Below are 20920 nucleotides of genomic sequence, written 5' to 3' on the forward strand. Positions count from 1 at the left end.
CAAACGTTACAACTGGGTAGTCGTGATTTGTTTCCTATTATGCGAGTTGATTATTAAATACAAGTCCATAGTTTGTAAAAAAATGATTAAATTTAGCTAAAACTCGACATTAAAAACTTTTACATTCCGTTAACGTTTCGAGGGTTTAGACTTTACACTCGCTTGTTAAGATGTTCAAGTAAACAAAATACTAGAGGATAAAAGGGAGGACATGCAAAGATGTTGAAGCATTTCTCAAGAAAAGGCAGTCTTGCAATGATGACAGTATTATTAATGGGGGTACTCGCAGCGTGTGGTACTCAAACGGCAGCTCCAACTACGGATACAAAAGCACCAGCTACTAATGCAGCAGCACCAGCGGCTCCTGCTAAAGCAGAAACACCTAAAGAATTAACAGGTACAGTAACAGCCTCAGGATCAAGCGCACTGCTTCCATTAGTTAAACAAGCTGCTACTGAGTTTATGGAGAAAAATCCTAAAGTAACCGTTAACGTAACTGCCGGTGGATCTGGCACAGGCTTGAAAAACGTTGCAGACGGCACTTCCGATATCGGTAACTCCGACGTTGCTGCTGGCGACGAGTACAAAGACAAAAACTTGGTTGACCACGTTGCGGCAATTGCTCCTTTCGCATTGATCGTTAACAAAAATGTTCCTGTAGACAATCTTAGCAAACAACAAGCTGCTGACATTTTCATGGGTAAAATCACGAACTGGAAAGACATCGACGGCAAAACAGATGCTAAAATCGTTGTTGTTCACCGTCCAGACAGCTCCGGTTCCAGAACACTTGTTAAGCAAATCGTGCTTGACAACAAAGACTTCACTAAAGATGGCGTTACTCAAGAGTCCAGCGGTGCAGTTGCAACAACTGTAGGCTCTACTCAAAACTCTATCGGTTATGTGGACACGCCTTACCTGAACGACACCATCAAAGCTTTGAAATTTAATGATGTAGCTTTCAGCAAAGATACAATTAAAGATGGTAAATACCCGCTTTACGGTGTTGAACATATGTATACTAAAGGTGAAGCCAAAGATGCTGTTAAAGCATTCCTGGATTACATTACAGGTCCTGAATTCCAAGGCAAAAGAGTTGAAGAATTGAAATTCTTACAAGCCAACCTTTTGAAAAAATAATCTCTATCTCTTAATAACTAGGACACGGCATTCCGTGTCCTTTTTGTGTTTTCTTTAATCCCTAAGGTCAAAGGAAGCGGCAACGCAATGCTTCCTCCGTTCTCTACTACAACCCGGAAGTGCGGTGAATAAAGAGCGGAGGGGACGAAATTGTTTTGTAGAAGCGGAGCGTTCGCCTTTGTTCAAGGATTTCCACCTCTAAATCACTTACATAATGAAGAAATCCTTGAACAACAGCGATCGGAAGAACATTTCGTCCCTGCAGCACCACTTATTCACCGAACTTCCTACATTTTTTACATTCCCTTAACAATTGAATTGTATGGCATTAACAATTGTCCTCTATGATGATTAAAGAACATTCAGGCCGAGCTCACTGTACGTTATTCTTGAAGGCTCGTATGCTAATTTATTTGAGGGGGAACCATCCTGTGAATTCTTTCGCTGATCAACTCACTGAAAGAGCTGCTTTAAAACACAAACAAGTAAGCCAATGGACCAAACGGCAAAATCGGACCGATCAGATGATGAAACTAATTTTTGTCGGAAGCGCCATTATTGTATCGGCCATTATTTTCTCCGTCATCGCATTCGTCGGAATCCAGGGCGTCAAGACGTTTAATGACGTAACACCATGGACCTTCTTCTTTTCTCCAGATTGGACACCGACCAAAGGGGAATTCGGAATCTTCGCCTTTTTGTACAGCACACTGCTGTTGACGTTGATCTCGATAGTCCTATCGGTTCCATTAGCACTATCAGGAGCTGTATTCCTTGCCAAAATCGCACCTCGATGGGTTCGTGAAATTATGCGTCCGGCAACGGACCTGTTTGTCGGAATTCCATCCGTTGTATATGGTCTGATCGGTTTGACTGTAGTGGTACCTGGCCTTGCCAAGCTCACTGGAACCATTGGATACGGAATATTACCAGCGGCTATCATCCTGGCCATTATGATCCTGCCAACGATTCTCTCCATCTCTGAAGATGCGCTGCGTGCGCTGCCAAGTCGGCTTGAAGAGGCTTCATTGGCGCTGGGAGCAACACGCTGGCAGACGATATGGAGAGTGCTTGTACCAGCGGCGCGCCCCGGTATTATTACGGGTATTATTCTTGGCATGGGAAGAGCAATCGGGGAAACAATGGCCGTGTTCATGGTCATCGGTAACTCACCGCAAATCCCGGGTTCTTTATTAGAATCAACAACGGTGCTGACGACAGCTATCGTTAAAGATATGGGTAACACGAATTACGGCACAGTATGGAACAATGCCTTGTACATGATGGCCCTCGTGCTGCTGTTGATTTCCTTGTTCATGATTATCGCCATCCGGATCGTTGCCAAAAGGAGTGAAGTGAAATGACGAGCAAAACAACGGACCGCGCGGCCACTCTGTTTTTCTGGGCTTCTGGTGTTGTCATTATGCTGCTGCTGGCCTGGTTCCTGGTTCGTATTTTAGGGGATGGACTTCCTCAGCTCTCCTGGAACTTCATCACGGGGAAACCATCAGAGGTGATGGCAGGCGGCGGGGTTGGCCCGATGCTGTTCAACTCCTTCTATATTCTGTTTTTATCCTTACTGTTTTCCGTGCCGATCGGGATAGGTGCAGGTGTATACTTATCGATCTATGCCAAGCAAAATCGGTTTACAGATTTCATTCGGATATCTGTTGAGGCTTTGTCATCAGTGCCATCGATTGTTTTCGGATTGTTCGGTTTCTTGTTATTCGTTAATCTGCTTGGCTTGAAATTCTCGATTATCGGCGGTGCCGCAACACTTTCCTTGCTGAATCTGCCTGTATTGGTCCGAGTTACGGAAGAATCGCTTCGCTCCGTACCTGAATCGTATTGGGAAGCTTCGCTCGCGCTCGGCTCTACACGTTGGCAGGCCATTCGCAAGGTGCTTTTACCAGCCGCTATGCCGATCCTGATTACCGGTATTACACTAGTTGCCGGACGAGCTTTGGGCGAATCGGCCATTCTGATCTATACAGCCGGGTTATCGGTTTCCCGCCATTTTCCAGACTTTAGTCCTCTGGCAATGGGAGAGACGCTGGCTACGCATCTATGGTACGTGCAGTCTGAAGCCATTGTTCCTGATGCCAAGAAGATTGCCCAAGGAAGCGCAGCGCTTCTGCTTATCGTAGTTTTGATTTTCAACTTGTGTATTGCCATTCCAAGCAAAATGATTCAAAAAAGACTGACCGGGGGGAAATAATCGTGGCTGAGAAACATAAAATCAAAGTAGAAAAACTAAACCTGTTTTATGGAGATAACCAAGCACTGCACAATGTGGAATTGGATATTAAAAGCAATAATATCGTAGCGTTAATCGGACCTTCCGGCTGCGGGAAATCGACATTCCTCAGAACGCTGAACCGTATGAACGACCTTATCGATATTGTAAGAATTAACGGAAGCATCTATGTGGATGGCCAGGACATTTATGGTTCAGACACGGATGTCGTATCGCTTCGCAAAAAAGTAGGCATGGTATTTCAACGCCCCAATCCGTTTCCAATGAGTATTTACGATAATATTGCTTACGGCCCGAGAATTCATGGAACGAAGAAAAAATCGGTTCTCGATGAGATTGTAGAGAAGAGCCTACAGCAAGCGGCATTGTGGGATGAAGTCAAGGATCGATTGAACAAGTCAGCGCTCGGATTGTCCGGTGGTCAGCAGCAGCGTTTATGCATTGCCCGTTTGTTGGCAGTTGAGCCCGACGTTCTTTTGATGGATGAGCCTACCTCAGCGTTGGACCCGATCTCCACCTTGAAGGTTGAGGAATTGACGCAGACCTTGAAAGAAAAATATACGATCATCATCGTAACGCACAACATGCAGCAGGCAGCACGAATTTCGGACTACACCTCATTTTTCCTGAATGGATTGCTGATTGAAACGGATCAAACGGATAAAATTTTTACAACTCCGTCGGATCAAAGAACTGAAGACTATATTACAGGCCGTTTCGGCTAGAGGGGACAAGAACCAACCATGGATACACGCCATAACTTTCATCATTCGGTGGAGGAGCTGCAAAAGGTTTTACTCAAGATGGGGACATTGGTCGAGGATTCGATATCGAAGGCTATCGAGTCGTTAGCGACGCTGGATGAGAAGCTGGCCGTTACTACTGTTAATCAGGATGATATCATCGACGATTTGATGCTGGAGGTAGAAGAGCGTTGCTTAAGGCTTATCGCCTTACAGCAGCCAATGGCAAGCGATCTGAGAATCATAGGGATGGCTTTGAAGATTGCCACGGATTTGGAGCGGATTAGCGATCACGCAGTCGATATTGCCAAGATCTCGATTCGATTGTCCGGGGAAGAGCTTATCAAACCGCTTGAGGATATTCCTCGGATGGCCATGCTGGTTCGAAATATGCTGCAGGAAAGCCTGCTCTCCTACATGGAGCTTGATATTCACCGTGCTTCAGCGCTTGCCGAAAAAGATGACGAAATCGATAAGCTGTACAGTGCCTTGATGAATGAAATCATTACCCTGATGAGCAGTGATTTCCAACGTAATCGCCAGCTTTCCCATCTGATGTTTGTAGCTCATTATCTGGAGCGGGTTGCGGACCATGCGACTAATATTGGTGAAGGCGTGATTTATATGGTTACCGGCAAGCGAAAAGATTTGAACGTGTAATAGAAGCAAACTGGCATCGTGAGCAAAGAGCCTTACTTATGGCTCTTTTTTTGTATATTCGCTGAACGAAGGTTTTACACAAATTTAACAAAACCCTGGTCATTTTTGACATAGGGATGAAGGTTGTCTGTTATAGTTATGGGTATATAGCAACTTACTCAAAGTAGGGATCAATATGGATACTCACCAGCTTGCGAGTGCGAATGCGCATTCGGAAAATGATTTCCTCAAGGAGCAGTTTCGTAATATTTTGGAAGCCAAGCTCATTCATTCCGTTTATCAACCTATTATTTCATTGAAGGATGGTACCGTTTTCGGCTACGAGGCGTTAACACGCGGTCCGGAGAACAGTCCATTCCATTCCCCAATGAAATTGTTTCCTTTTGCCGAGGAAGAAGGATTCTTATACACGTTGGAAAAATTGGCCAGGGAAATGGCGATCAAAGGAGCTTTTTTCTCACGCAACAATGAAATGCTGTTTATTAATATTTCTGCAGCTATTTTACAGGACCCGCATTTTGCTCCTGGTAAAACCCTAGAGCTGCTTCAGGCACGCGGCCTGCAACCCGGCAACATCGTATTCGAAATTACGGAACGCAGCTCCATTGAGGATTTTACCACGACCAAACGTATACTTGACCATTATCGGAACCAAGGCTATCGTATTGCCATTGACGATGCGGGAGCCGGCTACTCCTCCTTACAGGCAATTGCAGAGCTGCAGCCGGATTTTATTAAAATCGACCGGTCTCTGGTACACCATATCCATCTTCATAAAAATAAAGAGTACATCGTGGAAACATTCGTTTCGTTCGCTGACAAGCTGAATATCAGTTTGATCGCTGAAGGCATTGAATCGCAGGAAGAGCTGCAGCTGCTGACGCGTATGGGAATCCATTATGTTCAAGGGTTTTTGTTGGGCAGACCTGCGGCAGAGATTGCGGTAATTGATCCGAAGTGGGTTGAATTGATTGTTCAGCACCGCAAAATCCGCGAAACGGGCGGCGGGACATTGACTATTGGTGATGTGATTTCGCCAATTCAAATCTTCGACAGCAAAGCGCTCATATCCGAGGTTGCTAATTTTTTTAAAAGCAATGTCAAAGCACAGGGAGCTGTTATCGTATCTAATGGCGAGCCTGTTGGCTTGATGATGCGGGAGCGTTTGTTTCAGAAGCTGGCCGGTCAATATGGCTTCTCCTTGTTCTGGAATCGCTCGATTGATCAAATGATGGACCCGAAGCCATTGATCGTGGACAAGGATACTCCGATTGAAACAGTTTCCCAGCTGGCGACCTCGCGGGATACGAATCTGTATGATTTTGTCATCATAACGAACCAGGGTAAGATGGCCGGTGCCTCTTCCATCCGGGCGATCCTGGAGTGCATCACGAATACCCGAATGGAAAATGCCAAGGTAGCAAGCCCGCTGACAGGGCTGCCGGGTAATATCCAGATTCAGCGTGAGTTGACCAGAAGGCTGATGGAGAAGAAGCCTTTCGCGGTTTTGTATGCAGACCTTGATTATTTTAAATGGTTTAATGACCGATATGGATTTCAAAAGGGTGACCAGTTGATTCAGTTCACGGCAGATGTGCTTCAGCATGCCATCGTGCTGTGCGGCAAGCCATTGGATTTTGTTGGTCATATCGGAGGCGACGATTTTATCATGATTACGTCTACGGATGAGCCAGATCGGATGTGCAAGGAAATCATCCGCCGGTTCGACCAAAGCGTACCGTTATTTTATGAAGGCGATGACTGGACCTATGTGGAGGATCGGAAAGGAAATCGGATTGAAACGAGCGGTTTGACGATTTCCTTGTCTTTAATAGTATGCGAAACCGAGACACCGATCACCCTTGAAGAGATTTCTCAATCCGCTGCAACCTTGAAAAAACTGTCCAAAGCAAGTATCGGAAGCGTGTATTGCAGTACATACCTTGGTTTGGCTGAATTGACAGAAGCGGAACCAGGCAAAGCAGATATGGAGTCCTATTTACTGGAATAGCTCAAGCAGCTGATTAATTTCCTGAATACAATAAATATTGCGTTTCCCGAGCTTTTGTCGGGAAATTTTTTTTGTGTTTCCCTGACTAGTCTGGAGCCAGATCACATCAAGCCCCGCCTTAACCGCACCGCAAACATCGTGTTTCCAAGAGTTGCCGACCATAACAGCCTGCCGCGGGGTTAGCTCCAGCGTCTGCAGAGCTGTTTTGAACAGAGAGCTTCCCGGTTTTTTCTCAGATAGCTTTTGGGCGGTGAATATTCGTTCTGACGGAAAAAAAGCGTGAAGCTGAAATCGCTCGAGCAAATGCATGACCTCGTTATGGGGACTGTTGCTAATAATCGCCAACTTGAAATGCCGTGAAAGCTCGCGAAGTGTGTTTTCTACACCATGTACCAGAGCTTTGCCCTCCATGCGTCTCTGTCGCACAAGCCGAAAAAAATCCTTCGCGAATCCTTGATGAACCGGAATCTGCTGCTCCTGGATCGCTTGCTGGAGGCACTGCTCCTGAAGCTGATCAAACGATACAGACGGTCCCCTCGTTTTTTTGTTGAGCTGCCAGTTGGCTTGGTATCGATCCCATAGGCTATCCACCTCACCTTGATCCTGCTGTAAGCCGCGAGCGGCGTACTCACTGCAGACGGAGCGAAAGGCCTGCTCAAAGTGAATGCCTTGGTGAATTAACGTCTCATTCAGATCAAAACAAATCGCTTTTTTTCCTGGGATCTTGTAAACTTTCCCTGTCAATGGTATCTCCTCCGTTCAAGCTTACTGCACACCCTGATATCCTATGTTTATGCTCGAATGTCTGGCGTCACACCTATGTACAGGAATGTGGGATTAAGCTTTTTATATTGCGTTGTCCTATGCTATCATGGAGGTAGTATGGAAAATGAGGTGCTATAATGTCCAAATTGATCGTCATTGATGGCAACAGTATTGCGTACCGTGCTTTTTTTGCACTTCCACCGCTAAGTAATTCAAGTGGTTTGCACACGAATGCTGTTTTTGGTTTTACTACGATACTTTTGAAGCTAATGGAAGAACACAAGCCTACCCACTTCCTCGTTGCGTTTGATGCGGGTAAGGTGACGTTTCGACATTCGAACTATAAGGATTACAAAGGCGGCAGAGCCAAGACTCCTCCCGAGCTGTCCGAGCAATTTCCGGTACTCAAGGATTTGATCCGGGCATTCGGCGTTTCTCAGTTTGAGCTGGAGGGCTATGAAGCGGATGATATTATCGGAACCTTGACGCGCATGGCAGATGAGCTTGGCAATATCGAGGTCATCGTCGTTAGCGGTGATAAGGATATGCTGCAGTTGGCTTCCGAGCATGTGAAGATTGCTTTGACACGAAAAGGGGTTAGTGATGTAGAGTTGTATGATCCACCCTATATTATGGAAAAATATGGACTGACCCCGAATCAGATCATTGATCTGAAGGGACTAATGGGGGATACGAGCGATAATATCCCAGGTATTCCGGGAGTCGGGGAGAAGACGGCATTAAAGCTGCTGCACGAATACGGTTCAGTTGAAGGTGTGCTCGCCAATACGGATCAGTTGAAGGGTAAGATGAAAGAAAAGGTCGTTGAGCACGCAGATGACGCGAGAATGAGTAAGGAGCTTGCAACCATCTTTCGCGAGGTTCCTATCGGTACACCTTGGGACGAGCTGGCTTATAACGGGTATGAGAAGCAGGCTTTGGCAGAGATGTTTTACAAGCTGGAGTTCAAGTCGTTAATGGAAAAAATGGATCTGACCGGTGGAGATGTGAAGCTGGCGGATCAGCAGCCGCAGGCAGAGCTAGTGGCGATAGCTATTCAAAAACTGGAGCAGCTTGCAGAGCTGACTGATGTGCTGGGCAAGGTCGAATCGATGCATGTCGAGGTCATTGGTGACAATCCTCACGCCGGGTATGTGCTGGGACTCTCGTTTCATACGGATCAGGCCTGTTATTATGTGCCATTCGAGCTGTTGAAAGAGAATAGCTCTGAGGTGGATACGCTCAAAGCGTGGCTGGAATCACCGGATAAGTCTGTTGCTGTGTATGACCAGCATAGAGCTGAGATTGCATTATCGTGGCAGGGGATTGCACTGCGTGGGACTACATTCGATGTGTTGCTGGCAGCCTATTTACTCGATCCTACAGAATCAGCGCTTACCCTGCATGGACTGCTGGTCAAATACAGCCTGCCTTCGCTCAAAGCGGATGAGGACGTATTCGGTAAGGGGGCAAAGTTCAAGGTTCCGGCGATTGAAATCGTTACGGACCACCTGTGCCGTAAGGCTAACGCGATTCACACCCTTTTGATACTCATGAAGCAGGATCTACAGCAAAAAGATATGGATCAGCTGTTCTACGATCTGGAGCTGCCGCTTGCGAACGTCCTGGCTGCTATGGAGCAAAAAGGTATCCAGGTTGATGTTGAAGGGCTTAAGCAGTACGGTGTGGAGCTTGCTGCACAATTGGACAAGATTATGAAAGCGATCTATGAAGCAGCCGGTGGCGAGTTCAACATTAATTCGACCAAACAGCTTGGGGAGATTTTATTCGAAAAGCTGAATCTGCCCGCCTACAAAAAAACAAAAACCGGCTATTCGACGGATGCCGAGGTGCTGGAAAGACTGGAGCCTTATCATCCGGTCATCAGCCATATTCTGAACTATAGGTCGCTTGCCAAGCTGCAATCCACCTATGTCGAAGGTTTGTTAAAGGAAATACGTCTGGAAACCGGTAAAGTGCATACGTATTACAGACAGACGATCGCTGCAACTGGCCGTCTAAGCTCACAATTTCCGAATTTGCAAAATATCCCGATCCGTTTGGAGGAGGGACGCAAAATCCGTAAGGTATTCGTCCCATCACAGCCTGGCTGGTCGATTCTGACCGCTGACTACTCGCAGATCGAGCTGCGTGTACTTGCACATATTTCACAGGATAAGAATCTGATGGAAGCTTTCCTGAACGATATGGATATTCATACGAAAACCGCGATGGATGTATTCGGTGTCCCTGAATCGGCTGTCGATTCCAATATGCGCAGACAAGCCAAGGCGGTTAATTTTGGGATCGTGTACGGAATCAGCGATTACGGCTTGTCGCAAAATTTGAATATTTCCCGTAAGGATGCCGCTTCGTTCATTGAGCAATATTTTGTCGTATTCCAGGGGGTACGCCGTTTTATGGATGATATCGTACTGAAGGCCCGTAAGGATGGCTATGTGACCACCCTGCTGCAGCGCCGCCGGTATTTGCCGGAAATCTCTGCTTCCAACTTTAATTTGCGATCCTTTGCTGAACGTACTGCGATGAATACTCCTATTCAGGGTACCGCGGCTGATGTCATCAAGCTGGCAATGGTCCAGATGGACGAGCGTATGAAGCGTGATGGGCTGGCTAGTCGTATGCTGCTGCAGGTACACGATGAATTGGTATTCGAGGTGCCTGAGAACGAGATCGAAGTGATGCGCACAACCGTAAAGGAAGTTATGGAGGGCGCACTCAAGCTGGATGTTCCGCTCAAAGTGGATGTGGATACTGGCTCCAACTGGTACGAAGCGAAATAACCCTATAGGACAGGTGAGGACATCATGCCGGAATTGCCGGAGGTTGAAACCGTCAGACGAACATTAAACGAATTGGTCATCGGTAAACAGATCGATCATGTTAGTGTTCATTTGAATCGAATTATTATCAAGCCTGAAGAAGTCGGCGAGTTTTGCATACAGTTGGCTGGGCAAACGATTCTTAGCGTAGAACGAAGAGGCAAGTTTTTGCGTTTTCTTCTGGATGATTACGCACTCGTATCGCATCTTCGTATGGAAGGCAGATACGGATTGTATGATAGCAGCGACCCATTAGAGCTGCATACGCATGTTGTATTTCATTTTACGGACGGCAGTGAGCTGCGCTACAAGGACGTGCGTCAATTTGGGACCATGCATCTGTTTCCCAAGGGAAGGGAGCTTGAGGAGCAGCCGCTCAAAAAGCTCGGTCTGGAGCCGTTGGAAGAGGCGTTCGATCTCGCTGCGTTTCGGGCAAGGATTGCCCATCGTTCCACGAAAATAAAGCCGCTGCTGCTCAATCAGGAATATATCGTCGGGATCGGGAATATATATGTGGATGAATCGCTGCATCTGGCTCGAATTCATCCTGAGCGTGAAGCCAATTCATTGACATCCAAGGAGCTTGCCGCTCTGCATGAAGCCATAGTGAAGACATTGAGTGAAGCTGTCGCCGCAGGTGGCTCATCGATCAAATCGTTTGTGAATGGACAAGGTGAGATCGGTATGTTCCAGCATCAATTCAAGATGTATGGGCGCAAGGGGGAAGCTTGCTATTCCTGCGGACATCCCATTGAAAAAAGCGTTGTTGCTGGACGGGGTACCCATTATTGTCCCCAATGTCAGCCTTTGAAACCTGCCAGAGGCAAGAAGATAAAGCCTATATAAAAGCTGCACCCTCCATCCCTATCCGCCATATAGTAGGGTAAAATGGTCGGGAGGGAATGCCATGCTTCCTTTTATCTCCTTAATGCTGCTGGCTTTAGCGGTTAGCTTGGATGGTTTTGGCGTAGGTGTGACGTACGGCCTGCGCAAGATTCGGATGCCCTTGGTATCGATTGCTATCATTTCAGGTTGCTCCGGTATTATTATTTATACATCGATGCAGATTGGTGTCTGGATTAGCTCGTATGTCGATCCGGTTTTTGCAAAAAGCATCGGTGGCATCATCCTGATCGGTATAGGCATGTGGGCGTTATATCAGGTGTTGGGAAGTAAACAGGAATCTACAGAAGCAGTACCGGCAGCAATGCCTGTAACGGCTCAAGCCGCTGCAGTTGCAGCAGAACGCGATGAGGTTGTGTTGTTGGACGCGAGTTATGGAGAACGTGCTGCTGTCGTTGATGAGACGGGTCATAAGACGTCTGTGGTGCAAGACATGGAAACCTCCGCTGGAGTGGTGAACGATCCTCCAGACGTGCAGCCAAGCGCCAAGGAAGTATTGTACATCGAGCTTAAACGCTTTGGCTTGGTCATTCAAATTCTACGAACACCTTCTATGGCGGATATGGATCGATCTGGAAATATTTCTCCTTATGAAGCTTTTCTTCTCGGTATCGCCTTATCATTGGATGCTTTTGGAGCTGGGATTGGCGCGGCCTTGATCGGCTTTACGCCATGGCTGACCTCAATGGTTATCGCTATGGCAAGTGGGGTGTTTTTGGCGGCAGGCTTGCGTGTTGGTTATAAATATGCAGATTTATCATGGATGCGAAGCTTATCTGTCTTTCCTGGATTTGTATTGATTGTGATGGGAATTATGAAGCTGTTATAATAAGCAGATACTTACGAAGTTAGTTTTGCTAAAGCAAAACTTAAAAGAGAATGCTTACGAAGACAGTTTTGCTAAAGCAAAACTTAAAAGGGAATGCTTACGAAGTTAGTTTTGCTAAAGCAAAACTTGGAGGAGACTAGCCACCATGAACATAGGGTTAACCGGAGGCATCGCCTGCGGCAAAAGCACCGTTAGCAATATGCTGGTGCAGCGCGGCGCGATGCTGGTTGATGCCGATCGGATCGCGCGAGAAGTTGTAGAGCCTGGAATGCCGGCTCTTGATAAGATAGTGGACCGGTTTGGCAAGGAAATATTATTTCCTGACGGGACATTGAACCGCAAGAAGCTGGGAGAAACGGTTTTCGGCAATGCGGAAGCATTAAAGGATCTTCAGAATTTACTGCATCCTTCGATCAGGGCATTAATGCGAGAGCGGATGGAGCAATATGAGAACCTATATCCGGACAAGCTGGTCGTTGCTGACATTCCTTTATTGTATGAATCGGGGCTGGAAGCAGAATATGAAGCCGTTATGGTGGTGTACGTTCCCAGAGCCGTTCAGCTTGAACGATTAATGCTGCGCGACGGGATGACCCTGCAGGCAGCGGAGCAGAGATTGCAAGCACAGATGGATATTGAATTGAAAAAGGAAAGGGCTGACATTGTTATCGACAATCAGGGTGACTTGATCCTAACGGAAGGTCAGGTGGACAGGTTCCTCAGGGAAAGGGGGCTGTTATGAGCGTCAGCTTTTGGCGGAAAAAACGGGTATTCGCCCTGCTTTTTTTTACCTTTGTATGTTTTCTTTTTTTAACCAGCAGTTCAGTTAGCAAAATGTTATATCCGATTCGATATCAAACTGAAATTCAAAAAAATGCAGCAGCTTATCAACTGGACCCGTTTCTGATTGCAGCTATCATTCGGGTAGAATCCAATTATCAGACCCATATTGAATCCAAAAAAGGGGCTTATGGCCTGATGCAACTTATGCCGGATACATCGGATTGGATAGTCGATACAGCTCGCTTTTCACCTTCATATAAGAATGATCTACATAATCCTGCTGTAAGTATCCAAATGGGCTCCTGGTACTTAAACTGGCTGCATAAGCAGTTCAAGGGAAATGCAGTGCTTGCGATAGCCGGCTATAATGCCGGACAAGGGAATGTCAGTCACTGGCTGAATGACGAGCAGTGGGACGGAACTCTGGAAAATGTTTCCTCCATACCCTACGGTGAAACAAGACATTACATTCAGCGGGTTTTGTATTATTATAATAAGTATCATAAGCTGTATGCAGAGGACTGGGGCATTCCGGCTGAAAAACAAAGAAGTATAGGACAAGCCACTAAGTAAAAGTGGCCTCCCATACTTCTTGTTCATCATCAAATCATTTGTTATTTAAATTGACCAGCAAGCTGTTGTTCTGCGATTTGTACTAATCGGCGTGTAATGTGTCCACCGATTGCACCAGTGTCACGAGTAGCCATGTTACCGTAGTAACCGTCTTGAGGAATGGAGATACCCAATTCCTGAGCTACTTCGTATTTCAGTTGATCCAATGCTTGACCTGCTTGAGGTACTACAAGAACGTTGCTGCTACGAGATTGTCCTGCGCCCATGTGTGTTTCACCTCCTTGTAGTTGGTAAACCTATTATGTGCGTTTCTGCGAACTTCATTACAGGTATTCGTTGCCAATTACATCCTAGCTTTTAATTCCGTTTAACAAGAGGAGCGTTACCCGATGAAATGTCCTTATTGTGACTACCATGGTACCAAAGTGCTCGACTCCCGAGCCGCCAATGAAAATAAATCGATACGACGTCGCAGAGAATGCGAAAAATGCACAAAGCGCTTTACAACCTTCGAAATGATCGAGGAAACGCCGCTTATTGTGATCAAAAAGGATGGCAGTCGCGAAGAGTTCAGCCGTGAAAAGCTGTTGAGAGGCTTGATTCGGGCCTGTGAAAAGCGACCTGTATCGATTGAGCAGCTCGATATGATAGTATCCGAGGTGGAGAAGCAAATCCGCAATACCGCCCACGCGGAGGTCAATAGCCGCGATATCGGAGAGATCATGATGGAACAGCTCTATCCAGTCGATGAGGTCGCTTATATTCGGTTTGCATCAGTGTACCGCCAATTTAAAGATATCAATATGTTTATGAGAGAGCTCACCGAAATTTTGTCTAAAAATCATGTCGGTGACGATACTAAATAGATACTACCATAAGTTGAGAAAAGACTGTTGACAAGCGGAAAGTACCTATGGTATGATCATTTTTGTCGCCAAACGTACTGGGGTTTTAGATCATCCAGAAAGCAAAAGCAGATCGTGGATTCTAACCCAAGAACAGACAAAACAAAATGACTTACCTTTTCCGAAGTATTATCAACTTGGGGTCATAGCTCAGCTGGGAGAGCGCTTCGCTGGCAGCGAAGAGGTCAGGGGTTCGATCCCCCTTGATTCCACCAAAACATGTAAACTCAAACGACAGAAATGTCGTTTTTTTGTTTTGATCCCACGTATGTCGACTCTTTGTTGACTGAGCAGGACTGAGATCATTATAATTTAGGTATGACTATTCCAATCATATCGACTAAACTATATATGCCTCCAATTCGGTCGAAAGTTGTTATCCGTCCTCGTCTGATCGAGCGGTTGAACGAGGGTCTTTACCGTAGACTGACCGTTATATCTGCCTCTGCAGGTTTTGGCAAAACGACGCTGGTCAGCGAGTGGCTAGCCAATTGCGATCGACCTGTAGCCTGGTTATCGTTGGACGAAGCGGATAACGACCCTATATGTTTTCTTAGGTACCTCTTCACGGCTTTGCAGACGATTGCAAAGAATATTGGAGAAGGCTTGTTTGGTTTGCTACATTCCCCTCAGCTGCCAATCGAATCCATTCTAACGACCCTACTCAATGAAATCACGGCTATCCCGCACCCTTTTGTTCTCGTCCTTGATGATTACCACGTTATTAAGTCTGGCCCCATTGACAATGTTATCTCGTTATTGCTTGAGCGCATGCCACCACAGATGCATTTGGTCATAGCCACCCGTGAGGATCCACGTCTACCTCTGGCCCGGTTACGTGCACGGGACCAATTAACTGAAGTGCGCACCACGGATTTGCGTTTCAACCACTCTGAAGCGGCGGAATTTTTAGATCAGGTGATGAGTTTAGACCTTTCATCTGAAGATATCTCTCTGCTTGAAACCCGCACGGAAGGCTGGATTGCTGGTTTGCAATTAGCTGCTCTTTCCATGAAGGGAAATAATGATCCTTCCAGCTTCATCCAATCTTTCAAAGGCAGCCACCATTTTATAGTTGATTATTTGGTTGAAGAAGTTTTGCAGCAGCAATCCGTGAGCATTCAAGCCTTCTTGCTGCGCACATCAATCCTCGACCGATTGTGTGGGCCTCTTTGCGATGCCATTCTTCGCAGGGGGGCCGCGGGGAACCAAAGTCCCATTTTTTCCGGGCAAGAAACCTTGGAATATCTCGAACGCGCCAACCTATTCATCGTCCCGCTGGACAACGAGCGGCGTTGGTATCGTTATCACCATCTCTTTGCTGATTTGCTGCGCAAAAAGCTGTACCAGAGTATCACCACGAATCATCTAGGTGAAGATAAGACATATGTAGCTGAATTACATATACGCGCCAGCATATGGTATGAGCATAATGGACTTGTGATTGAAGCTTTTCACCATGCCGCTGCTGCCAACAATACTGAGCGTGCCGCTCGTCTGATGGAGGGTGAGGGTATGCCCTTGCTTTTTCGTGGTGCGGTGGCACCTGTAATGAATTGGTTGGGCTCATTACCAAATGAGGAACTGGATGCAAAGCCCTCATTGTGGGTAATGTATGCCTCTGCCTTGTTGATGGTTGGCCAAATGGCCAGCGTTGAACAGAAGCTGCAAGCTGCTGAAAAAGCCCTGCAAGGTGCTGAGCAGGACGGTAAGAACCAAGATCTTATCGGACATATTGCCTCCATACGTGCCACTGTGGCTGTCAGCAAGCACGATGCAGAAACCATCATGACCGAGTCGCATCGTGCTTTGAAATATTTGAAACCAGACAACCTGCCTGTTCGCACAGCTACTACCTGGGCGTTGGGGTATGCTTACCAGCTACAGGGGAATCGTGCCGCGGCCAGCAAGGCTTATTCCGAAGCTTTATCGATCAGTCAGAGGATCGGACATATGATGATCACTATTATGGCTACGCTCGGCCTTGGGAACATACATGAGGTAGAAAACAAGCTTCATGTGGCGGCTGAGACCTATCAGCGTGTACTGGACATGACAGGCGATCCACCGCTGCCGATTGCTTGTGAAGCGCACCTTGGCCTAGCTCGAATATATTATGAATGGAACGACTTGGATGCTGCTATGGTGCATGGTCAACAGACAGTCCAACTCGCTAAGCAGTTTGAACAAACGGACAGAGTCGTTGCAGGTTGGGTGTTTCTTGCACGACTGAAGCTTACGCGTGGTGAGGTGAACGAAGCGGCCACTATTATAGCTAAGGCTGACCATGACGCTCGTCAGCATCATTTCGTAAATCAGATATTCGATATTAATGCCGCACATGTGCTTGTGCTGCTTCATCAAGGTAATCTGGCGGAAGCTTCACAGCTGGCGCAGAAGCACGAGAATCATATTAGCCAGGCTCGGGTAAATTTGGCACAGGGAGACACGTCCGCAGCACTTATGATACTTGAGTCATTTCGAAAGCAGCTAGAGGCAAAGGATCTGAAGGATGATCAGCTCAAGGTAATGGTATTACTGGCGGTTGCTTTACATAAGCATGGTGAAAATCTTAAGGCTAAGCAGCTACTTTTAGACGCTCTGACGATGGCCGAACCTGGGGGTTTTATCCGGATCATTGTCGACGAAGGTATCCCGATGTATAAATTATTATGTGAAGCAGCTTCTCATGAAATAATGCCGATCTATGTCGGTAAGCTGCTGGCTGAATTTGAAGCTGTGGAACTTAAAAGTGAAGTCCAAGCTGATCAACGATTAATCCAGTCTATGAAGTCCCTTATCGAGCCACTGAGTGAACGTGAGCTAGAGGTTCTGCGTCTCATTGCTCAAGGATTATCGAATCGACAGATTAGCGAGCGGCTTTTTCTCGCACTGAGTACGATCAAAGGACACAACCGGATTATTTTTGATAAACTGCAGGTGACACGGCGTACCGAAGCTGTTGCACAAGCGCGCAAGTTGGGTTTGTTATAAAACAATACTTTAGTATCTATATATCCATACCGTGTTGCAGATATACTAATTGCATATTGTGGTTAGGAGGAAGCCCATGAAAGCAATAGTATGCACAAAATACGGATCACCGGATGTTTTGGAGCTCACTGAGGCAGAAAAACCTATTCCCAAGAACAATGAAGTACGAATAAAAATTCATGCGACAACCGTATCATCGGGGGACTGTAGAGTTCGAGGTTTCAAAAGCCCTTTCTTGTATAGGCTCCCGATGCGACTATTTTTAGGCCTCAGAAAACCAAGAAAACCGATACTCGGTACAGAGTTAGCCGGAGAAATTGAAGCCATAGGCAACGATGTGAAACGATTTAAAAAAGGTGATCAGGTTTATGCATTTACTGGTATGGGATTTGGTGCCTATGCCGAGTACACCTGTCTACCTGAAGACGGATTGGTGGTAATAAAACCTACCAATATGACCTATGAGGAAGCCGCTGCCGTTCTTTTTGGAGGAACTACAGCACTGCATTTTCTAAGAAAAGCCAATATCCAGAAAGGTAGTAAAATTCTTATCTATGGAGCTTCTGGAGCAACAGGAACTTCCGCGGTGCAGCTTGCCAAATACTTTGGGGCAGAAGTTACGGGGGTATGCAGCTCCACAAATATAGATTTGGTGAGATCTCTGGGAGCCGATACTATCATTGATTACACGAAAGAGGATTTTACGAAAAGAGAAGAGCTCTATGATATCATCTTTGACGCAGTTGGGAAAAACACGAAATCAAATTGCAAGAAAGCACTGACGCCGAACGGGACATACGTGACAGTTGAAGGGCAGGGGGTTGCAGAGGTGCGTACGGAAGATTTAAGCTTCCTCAAAGAGCTTATAGAGATAGGGAAGATTAAATCCGTCATAGATAGATGCTATCCACTGGAACAAATTCCTGAAGCTCATCGATATGTAGAAAAAGGACACAAAAAGGGAAATGTAGTCATAACGGTCTCATAAAGCATTTTCATCCATGACTGCAGATAAAAAGGATCGCCTTACCCTTACTTATTGGGCAGGTGATCCTTTTTTGCTTTGGTGCAATACTAAGTTGAAAGGCAGTCAGTTGATTAATTATTGAATAGGCTTTAGCGAATCAACTTCGGCTTCGGATAGTCCACTTGCTTTGACAATGACTGAAACTGCGATTCCCATCGAGAGCATATTTTTAGCAATCTCAATGGCTTTCTTTTGTTCTCCTTGAGCCATGCCCTGAGCCATACCTTTTTCGGTAGCCCATTCAATCATGGAAGCTTCGTCATGCAAATACTTCTGCCGTTCCTCATACAAGCGGCGAGCTTCCCGATCCTGGCTTAGAAACTCCAGCGTATCCATCGCTTTCTTCAAAGTCGGCTCATTCATCCTCAGCACCTCCCAATTCGATTTGTCAGCACCTTTCAAGAACAATAACCAGTTGATCAAACCCCCTTCGACGGGAACAGATTGATCGTCCAGCTTGGACAGTTCCATAAAATGAATCTCGATATCGTCGCTTAGTTCAAGACCCGTATGGTCTTCCCTCAGATGGAACACATTATGGTAACGTTCATTAGAAATAAACGAGTAGTTCAAGATATTAATGGTGACACATTTTTTCAGTTCCTTGTAGGTTTGCCCTTCCTGCAACTGGCCGGAGTAGCGCTTGCTCCAGTAATAAAGTGTGCGCTTTTCAATATCGTATTTATTGAAAAGTTGCATCTCGATGTTGATCAATTTGTCCTCGATTGTCTTGGCCCAAATGTCGAAAATGGACTGCTTATCGAGTGGGGCATCTTTATCGGTGTATGGGTTCAGAAGAACGATCTCTGTCAGTGGCGGCTCACCCGACTCGGCAAACGTTCGATTCAAGAAAGCGAGCAGCACATCTTTATTGTCTTCACTGCCAAAAATTCGTTTGAACACGAAATCATTCCGGGGGTCAAGCAAATCCGGCATCTGACAATCAACTCCATTTCTTTTTATTATACCATGGTTTGGCTTGGGGATAACATTTTGGATGTTATGGACTTGAAAAACTCCATAAAACAAACAACCGATCCTGCTAGGGTCGGCTGTTTGCTCTGAAGTTGCCTTCAATATATTGTTCACCCAGAATTTCGTGGATTGTGTAAGCTTCGGGCGGAAGGTGTTCTTGTATAAAGGAGTCAAATTGATTGCGCTCAAGATCATACATAATCTCAACCTCTTTTGCGAACAAACGAGTTTCTTTTTCAAGAAGCTGGGCAAGCTCCGGCAACGGTTTGGCTTGAAGTGATTCTGACGGTAGAATTTGTTCCAGTCCTTTTACATAGTATTCCAGTTGGCGTGCACCGACGATTTTGACGCCTTGATTACTCTCGTTGGTCATAATGATCGTAGGGAACCCGCGTACACCGAGCGATCTGGCAAGGTCAAAGTCCTGTTCTAACAATTGCTGAGCGGCCGGAAGCTCTGCATGATCCACTATTGCTTCCCCATCAAGACCCATTTGATTTACAATATCAATCAGCACCAGGCTTTCCGCGATATTCTGATTATGTGCAAAAACAGCTTCTTTCGCCCGGCGCAGAAAAACTGTAGCCAGATGCTCATTTTGTTGTTGGATCACTTTAAACACTCGGGAAGGAGGATATGAAGAAAGAATTGGATTATGAAGCCATAATGAGCCGTCAATCGGCATACGGGAATGTGCGCCAACTTCTTTCCAGTGACCAGCTACATCGGCTGGACTGCCAATGCCATTCTTGACGTCAGCAAATCCATCCCAACCTTCCAATAAACCACCCATCACTGTATGGAAATTGACATAATGTCCGTACTGCTCCCCAAAACGCCGTAATACGGGTTCAAGCGCCCAACAATGGGAGCAGATCGGGTCAGTGATATAGTAAAGGTCAGCCTTTTTCTTGGACGGCTTAAGATCAATAAATTGTATGGACTCTTCATCTGCAGTACCGCATACGCCTGTTTCTAAATCGCAAATCATCTTATTGTTAGGGATTCGAATCGCCTCTTCCTTACAGATTCTTATATTCTTGTGCCCATTTCTGGACGGATTGGAGTGCAGTTGTGAGAGATCGTCCTTTTTCCGTTAATTCATACGAAATGATCACATTGGAGCCAGTCGTTACTTTTTTCTCGATTAAAGCATGCTCGACAAGTTCAGTCAGTTTCAATGAAAGTGCTCTTGGAGTAATATCAGCAAGATCCCTTTTGATTTCAGAAAAATGTGCCGCTCCATTCGGACAAAGGGAAAGGTAATGTATGATTAGGCCGTTCCATCTCTTACCCAATATCTGAAACGAGTATTCTAAATACGGACAAATGTCGATAACAATCACCACCTTGATATATATAGTATACTAGATATAATAAATATATCAAGATCGATAATTTAGTTGGGCGTATACGTACATATTGACATATAGTTAAGTTAGATTATGCTAATTAGCATCAAGAAAAGGAAACGGAACTCAAGCTCAAGCTCAAGGCATGCACCAGCATACG

The 20920-nt window shown here is 46.0% G+C and carries 19 protein-coding genes and 1 tRNA gene; 15 read left to right on the forward strand and 5 right to left on the reverse strand.

The genetic code is table 11. From position 1 onward, the window contains the following. The first annotated feature begins 219 nt into the window (after positions 1-219). From BK127_RS05650 to BK127_RS05675, 6 genes are all read left to right on the forward strand, one after another. The gene (locus BK127_RS05650) at positions 220-1140 is read left to right on the forward strand and encodes a phosphate ABC transporter substrate-binding protein (RefSeq protein ID WP_076229032.1); all 921 of its coding nucleotides are present in this window, start codon (positions 220-222) and stop codon (positions 1138-1140) included. 431 nt (positions 1141-1571) lie between these two features. Continuing rightward, a complete protein-coding gene (gene pstC, locus BK127_RS05655) occupies positions 1572-2504 on the forward strand; it encodes a phosphate ABC transporter permease subunit PstC (RefSeq protein ID WP_076229033.1) in 933 nt (310 codons plus the stop codon). Then, positions 2501-3358 (forward strand): phosphate ABC transporter permease PstA, encoded by an 858-nt coding sequence (gene pstA, locus BK127_RS05660; protein WP_076229034.1) that lies wholly within the window; start codon positions 2501-2503, stop codon positions 3356-3358. Before pstC ends, pstA begins: the two co-directional genes overlap by 4 nt. A 2-nt stretch (positions 3359-3360) precedes the next feature. Further along, positions 3361-4122, forward strand: coding sequence for a phosphate ABC transporter ATP-binding protein PstB (gene pstB / locus BK127_RS05665; RefSeq protein ID WP_372237345.1), 762 nt, complete (start codon positions 3361-3363; stop codon positions 4120-4122). Between the two features lie 18 nt (positions 4123-4140). Further along, complete coding sequence (gene phoU / locus BK127_RS05670) at positions 4141-4800, forward strand: phosphate signaling complex protein PhoU (RefSeq protein WP_076229036.1); 660 nt, start codon at positions 4141-4143, stop codon at positions 4798-4800. A 175-nt stretch (positions 4801-4975) separates the two neighbouring features. Then, positions 4976-6811: a GGDEF domain-containing protein gene (locus BK127_RS05675; RefSeq protein WP_076229037.1), complete on the forward strand. Its 1836-nt coding sequence runs from the start codon at positions 4976-4978 to the stop codon at positions 6809-6811. Here BK127_RS05675 and BK127_RS05680 read toward each other — a convergent pair. Beyond that, positions 6800-7555, reverse strand: coding sequence for an HAD family hydrolase (locus BK127_RS05680; protein ID WP_076229038.1), 756 nt, complete (start codon positions 7553-7555; stop codon positions 6800-6802). The two genes, BK127_RS05675 and BK127_RS05680, sit on opposite strands and share 12 nt — an antisense overlap. Before the next feature lie 158 nt (positions 7556-7713). Between BK127_RS05680 and polA the strand changes: the two genes are divergently transcribed. The 5 genes from polA to BK127_RS05705 all read left to right on the forward strand — a co-directional run bounded on the left by polA (position 7714) and on the right by BK127_RS05705 (position 13507). Then, the gene (polA, locus tag BK127_RS05685; protein ID WP_076229039.1) at positions 7714-10380 is read left to right on the forward strand and encodes a DNA polymerase I; all 2667 of its coding nucleotides are present in this window, start codon (positions 7714-7716) and stop codon (positions 10378-10380) included. 24 nt (positions 10381-10404) lie between these two features. Beyond that, positions 10405-11265, forward strand: coding sequence for a DNA-formamidopyrimidine glycosylase (gene mutM, locus BK127_RS05690; RefSeq protein WP_076229040.1), 861 nt, complete (start codon positions 10405-10407; stop codon positions 11263-11265). Positions 11266-11326: 61 nt separating this feature from the next. Next, the gene (locus BK127_RS05695; protein WP_076229041.1) at positions 11327-12151 is read left to right on the forward strand and encodes an MntP/YtaF family protein; all 825 of its coding nucleotides are present in this window, start codon (positions 11327-11329) and stop codon (positions 12149-12151) included. Positions 12152-12296: 145 nt separating this feature from the next. Beyond that, positions 12297-12893, forward strand: coding sequence for a dephospho-CoA kinase (gene coaE, locus BK127_RS05700; RefSeq protein ID WP_076229042.1), 597 nt, complete (start codon positions 12297-12299; stop codon positions 12891-12893). After that, a complete protein-coding gene (locus BK127_RS05705) occupies positions 12890-13507 on the forward strand; it encodes a lytic transglycosylase domain-containing protein (RefSeq protein ID WP_076229043.1) in 618 nt (205 codons plus the stop codon). Before coaE ends, BK127_RS05705 begins: the two co-directional genes overlap by 4 nt. A 41-nt stretch (positions 13508-13548) precedes the next feature. On the opposite strand, the gene BK127_RS05710 is transcribed toward BK127_RS05705, so the two are convergent. Further along, complete coding sequence (locus tag BK127_RS05710; protein ID WP_076229044.1) at positions 13549-13773, reverse strand: alpha/beta-type small acid-soluble spore protein; 225 nt, start codon at positions 13771-13773, stop codon at positions 13549-13551. Between the two features lie 123 nt (positions 13774-13896). On the opposite strand from BK127_RS05710, the gene nrdR reads away from it, so the two are divergent. From nrdR to BK127_RS05730, 4 genes are all read left to right on the forward strand, one after another. Then, positions 13897-14373 (forward strand): transcriptional regulator NrdR, encoded by a 477-nt coding sequence (gene nrdR, locus BK127_RS05715; RefSeq protein WP_076229045.1) that lies wholly within the window; start codon positions 13897-13899, stop codon positions 14371-14373. 178 nt (positions 14374-14551) lie between these two features. Next, a tRNA-Ala gene (locus BK127_RS05720) sits at positions 14552-14627 on the forward strand. 103 nt (positions 14628-14730) lie between these two features. Further along, positions 14731-17406, forward strand: a complete 2676-nt coding sequence (locus tag BK127_RS05725; RefSeq protein WP_076229046.1) for a winged helix-turn-helix domain-containing protein — start codon at positions 14731-14733, stop codon at positions 17404-17406. Positions 17407-17482: 76 nt separating this feature from the next. After that, positions 17483-18394, forward strand: a complete 912-nt coding sequence (locus BK127_RS05730) for an NAD(P)-dependent alcohol dehydrogenase (RefSeq protein ID WP_076229047.1) — start codon at positions 17483-17485, stop codon at positions 18392-18394. Positions 18395-18508: 114 nt separating this feature from the next. Here the strand turns inward: BK127_RS05730 and BK127_RS05735 are convergent, their stop codons facing one another. The 3 genes from BK127_RS05735 to BK127_RS05745 form a co-directional block, all read right to left on the reverse strand. Beyond that, on the reverse strand, positions 18509-19369 hold the full coding sequence (locus BK127_RS05735; RefSeq protein ID WP_076229048.1) for an Rpn family recombination-promoting nuclease/putative transposase: 861 nt from the start codon (positions 19367-19369) through the stop codon (positions 18509-18511). Positions 19370-19475: 106 nt separating this feature from the next. After that, complete coding sequence (locus BK127_RS05740; RefSeq protein ID WP_372237346.1) at positions 19476-20399, reverse strand: DsbA family oxidoreductase; 924 nt, start codon at positions 20397-20399, stop codon at positions 19476-19478. Between the two features lie 31 nt (positions 20400-20430). Then, the gene (locus BK127_RS05745) at positions 20431-20745 is read right to left on the reverse strand and encodes a winged helix-turn-helix transcriptional regulator (RefSeq protein WP_076229279.1); all 315 of its coding nucleotides are present in this window, start codon (positions 20743-20745) and stop codon (positions 20431-20433) included. Positions 20746-20920: the final 175 nt, after the last annotated feature.

It is taken from the genome of Paenibacillus sp. FSL H7-0331, from assembly GCF_001956045.1.

What these genes read in the sequence shown, in the direction of transcription:
- BK127_RS05650 (WP_076229032.1), top strand. Translation starts at nt 220, where the DNA reads ATGTTGAAGCATTTCTCAAGAAAAGGCAGTCTTGCAATGATGACAGTA.
- pstA (WP_076229034.1), top strand. Translation starts at nt 2,501, where the DNA reads ATGACGAGCAAAACAACGGACCGCGCGGCCACTCTGTTTTTCTGGGCT.
- phoU (WP_076229036.1), top strand. Translation starts at nt 4,141, where the DNA reads ATGGATACACGCCATAACTTTCATCATTCGGTGGAGGAGCTGCAAAAG.
- BK127_RS05675 (WP_076229037.1), top strand. Translation starts at nt 4,976, where the DNA reads ATGGATACTCACCAGCTTGCGAGTGCGAATGCGCATTCGGAAAATGAT.
- polA (WP_076229039.1), top strand. Translation starts at nt 7,714, where the DNA reads ATGTCCAAATTGATCGTCATTGATGGCAACAGTATTGCGTACCGTGCT.
- mutM (WP_076229040.1), top strand. Translation starts at nt 10,405, where the DNA reads ATGCCGGAATTGCCGGAGGTTGAAACCGTCAGACGAACATTAAACGAA.
- BK127_RS05695 (WP_076229041.1), top strand. Translation starts at nt 11,327, where the DNA reads ATGCTTCCTTTTATCTCCTTAATGCTGCTGGCTTTAGCGGTTAGCTTG.
- coaE (WP_076229042.1), top strand. Translation starts at nt 12,297, where the DNA reads ATGAACATAGGGTTAACCGGAGGCATCGCCTGCGGCAAAAGCACCGTT.
- BK127_RS05705 (WP_076229043.1), top strand. Translation starts at nt 12,890, where the DNA reads ATGAGCGTCAGCTTTTGGCGGAAAAAACGGGTATTCGCCCTGCTTTTT.
- BK127_RS05710 (WP_076229044.1), bottom strand. Translation starts at nt 13,773, where the DNA reads ATGGGCGCAGGACAATCTCGTAGCAGCAACGTTCTTGTAGTACCTCAA.
- nrdR (WP_076229045.1), top strand. Translation starts at nt 13,897, where the DNA reads ATGAAATGTCCTTATTGTGACTACCATGGTACCAAAGTGCTCGACTCC.
- BK127_RS05725 (WP_076229046.1), top strand. Translation starts at nt 14,731, where the DNA reads ATGACTATTCCAATCATATCGACTAAACTATATATGCCTCCAATTCGG.
- BK127_RS05730 (WP_076229047.1), top strand. Translation starts at nt 17,483, where the DNA reads ATGAAAGCAATAGTATGCACAAAATACGGATCACCGGATGTTTTGGAG.
- BK127_RS05735 (WP_076229048.1), bottom strand. Translation starts at nt 19,369, where the DNA reads ATGCCGGATTTGCTTGACCCCCGGAATGATTTCGTGTTCAAACGAATT.
- BK127_RS05740 (WP_372237346.1), bottom strand. Translation starts at nt 20,399, where the DNA reads ATGATTTGCGATTTAGAAACAGGCGTATGCGGTACTGCAGATGAAGAG.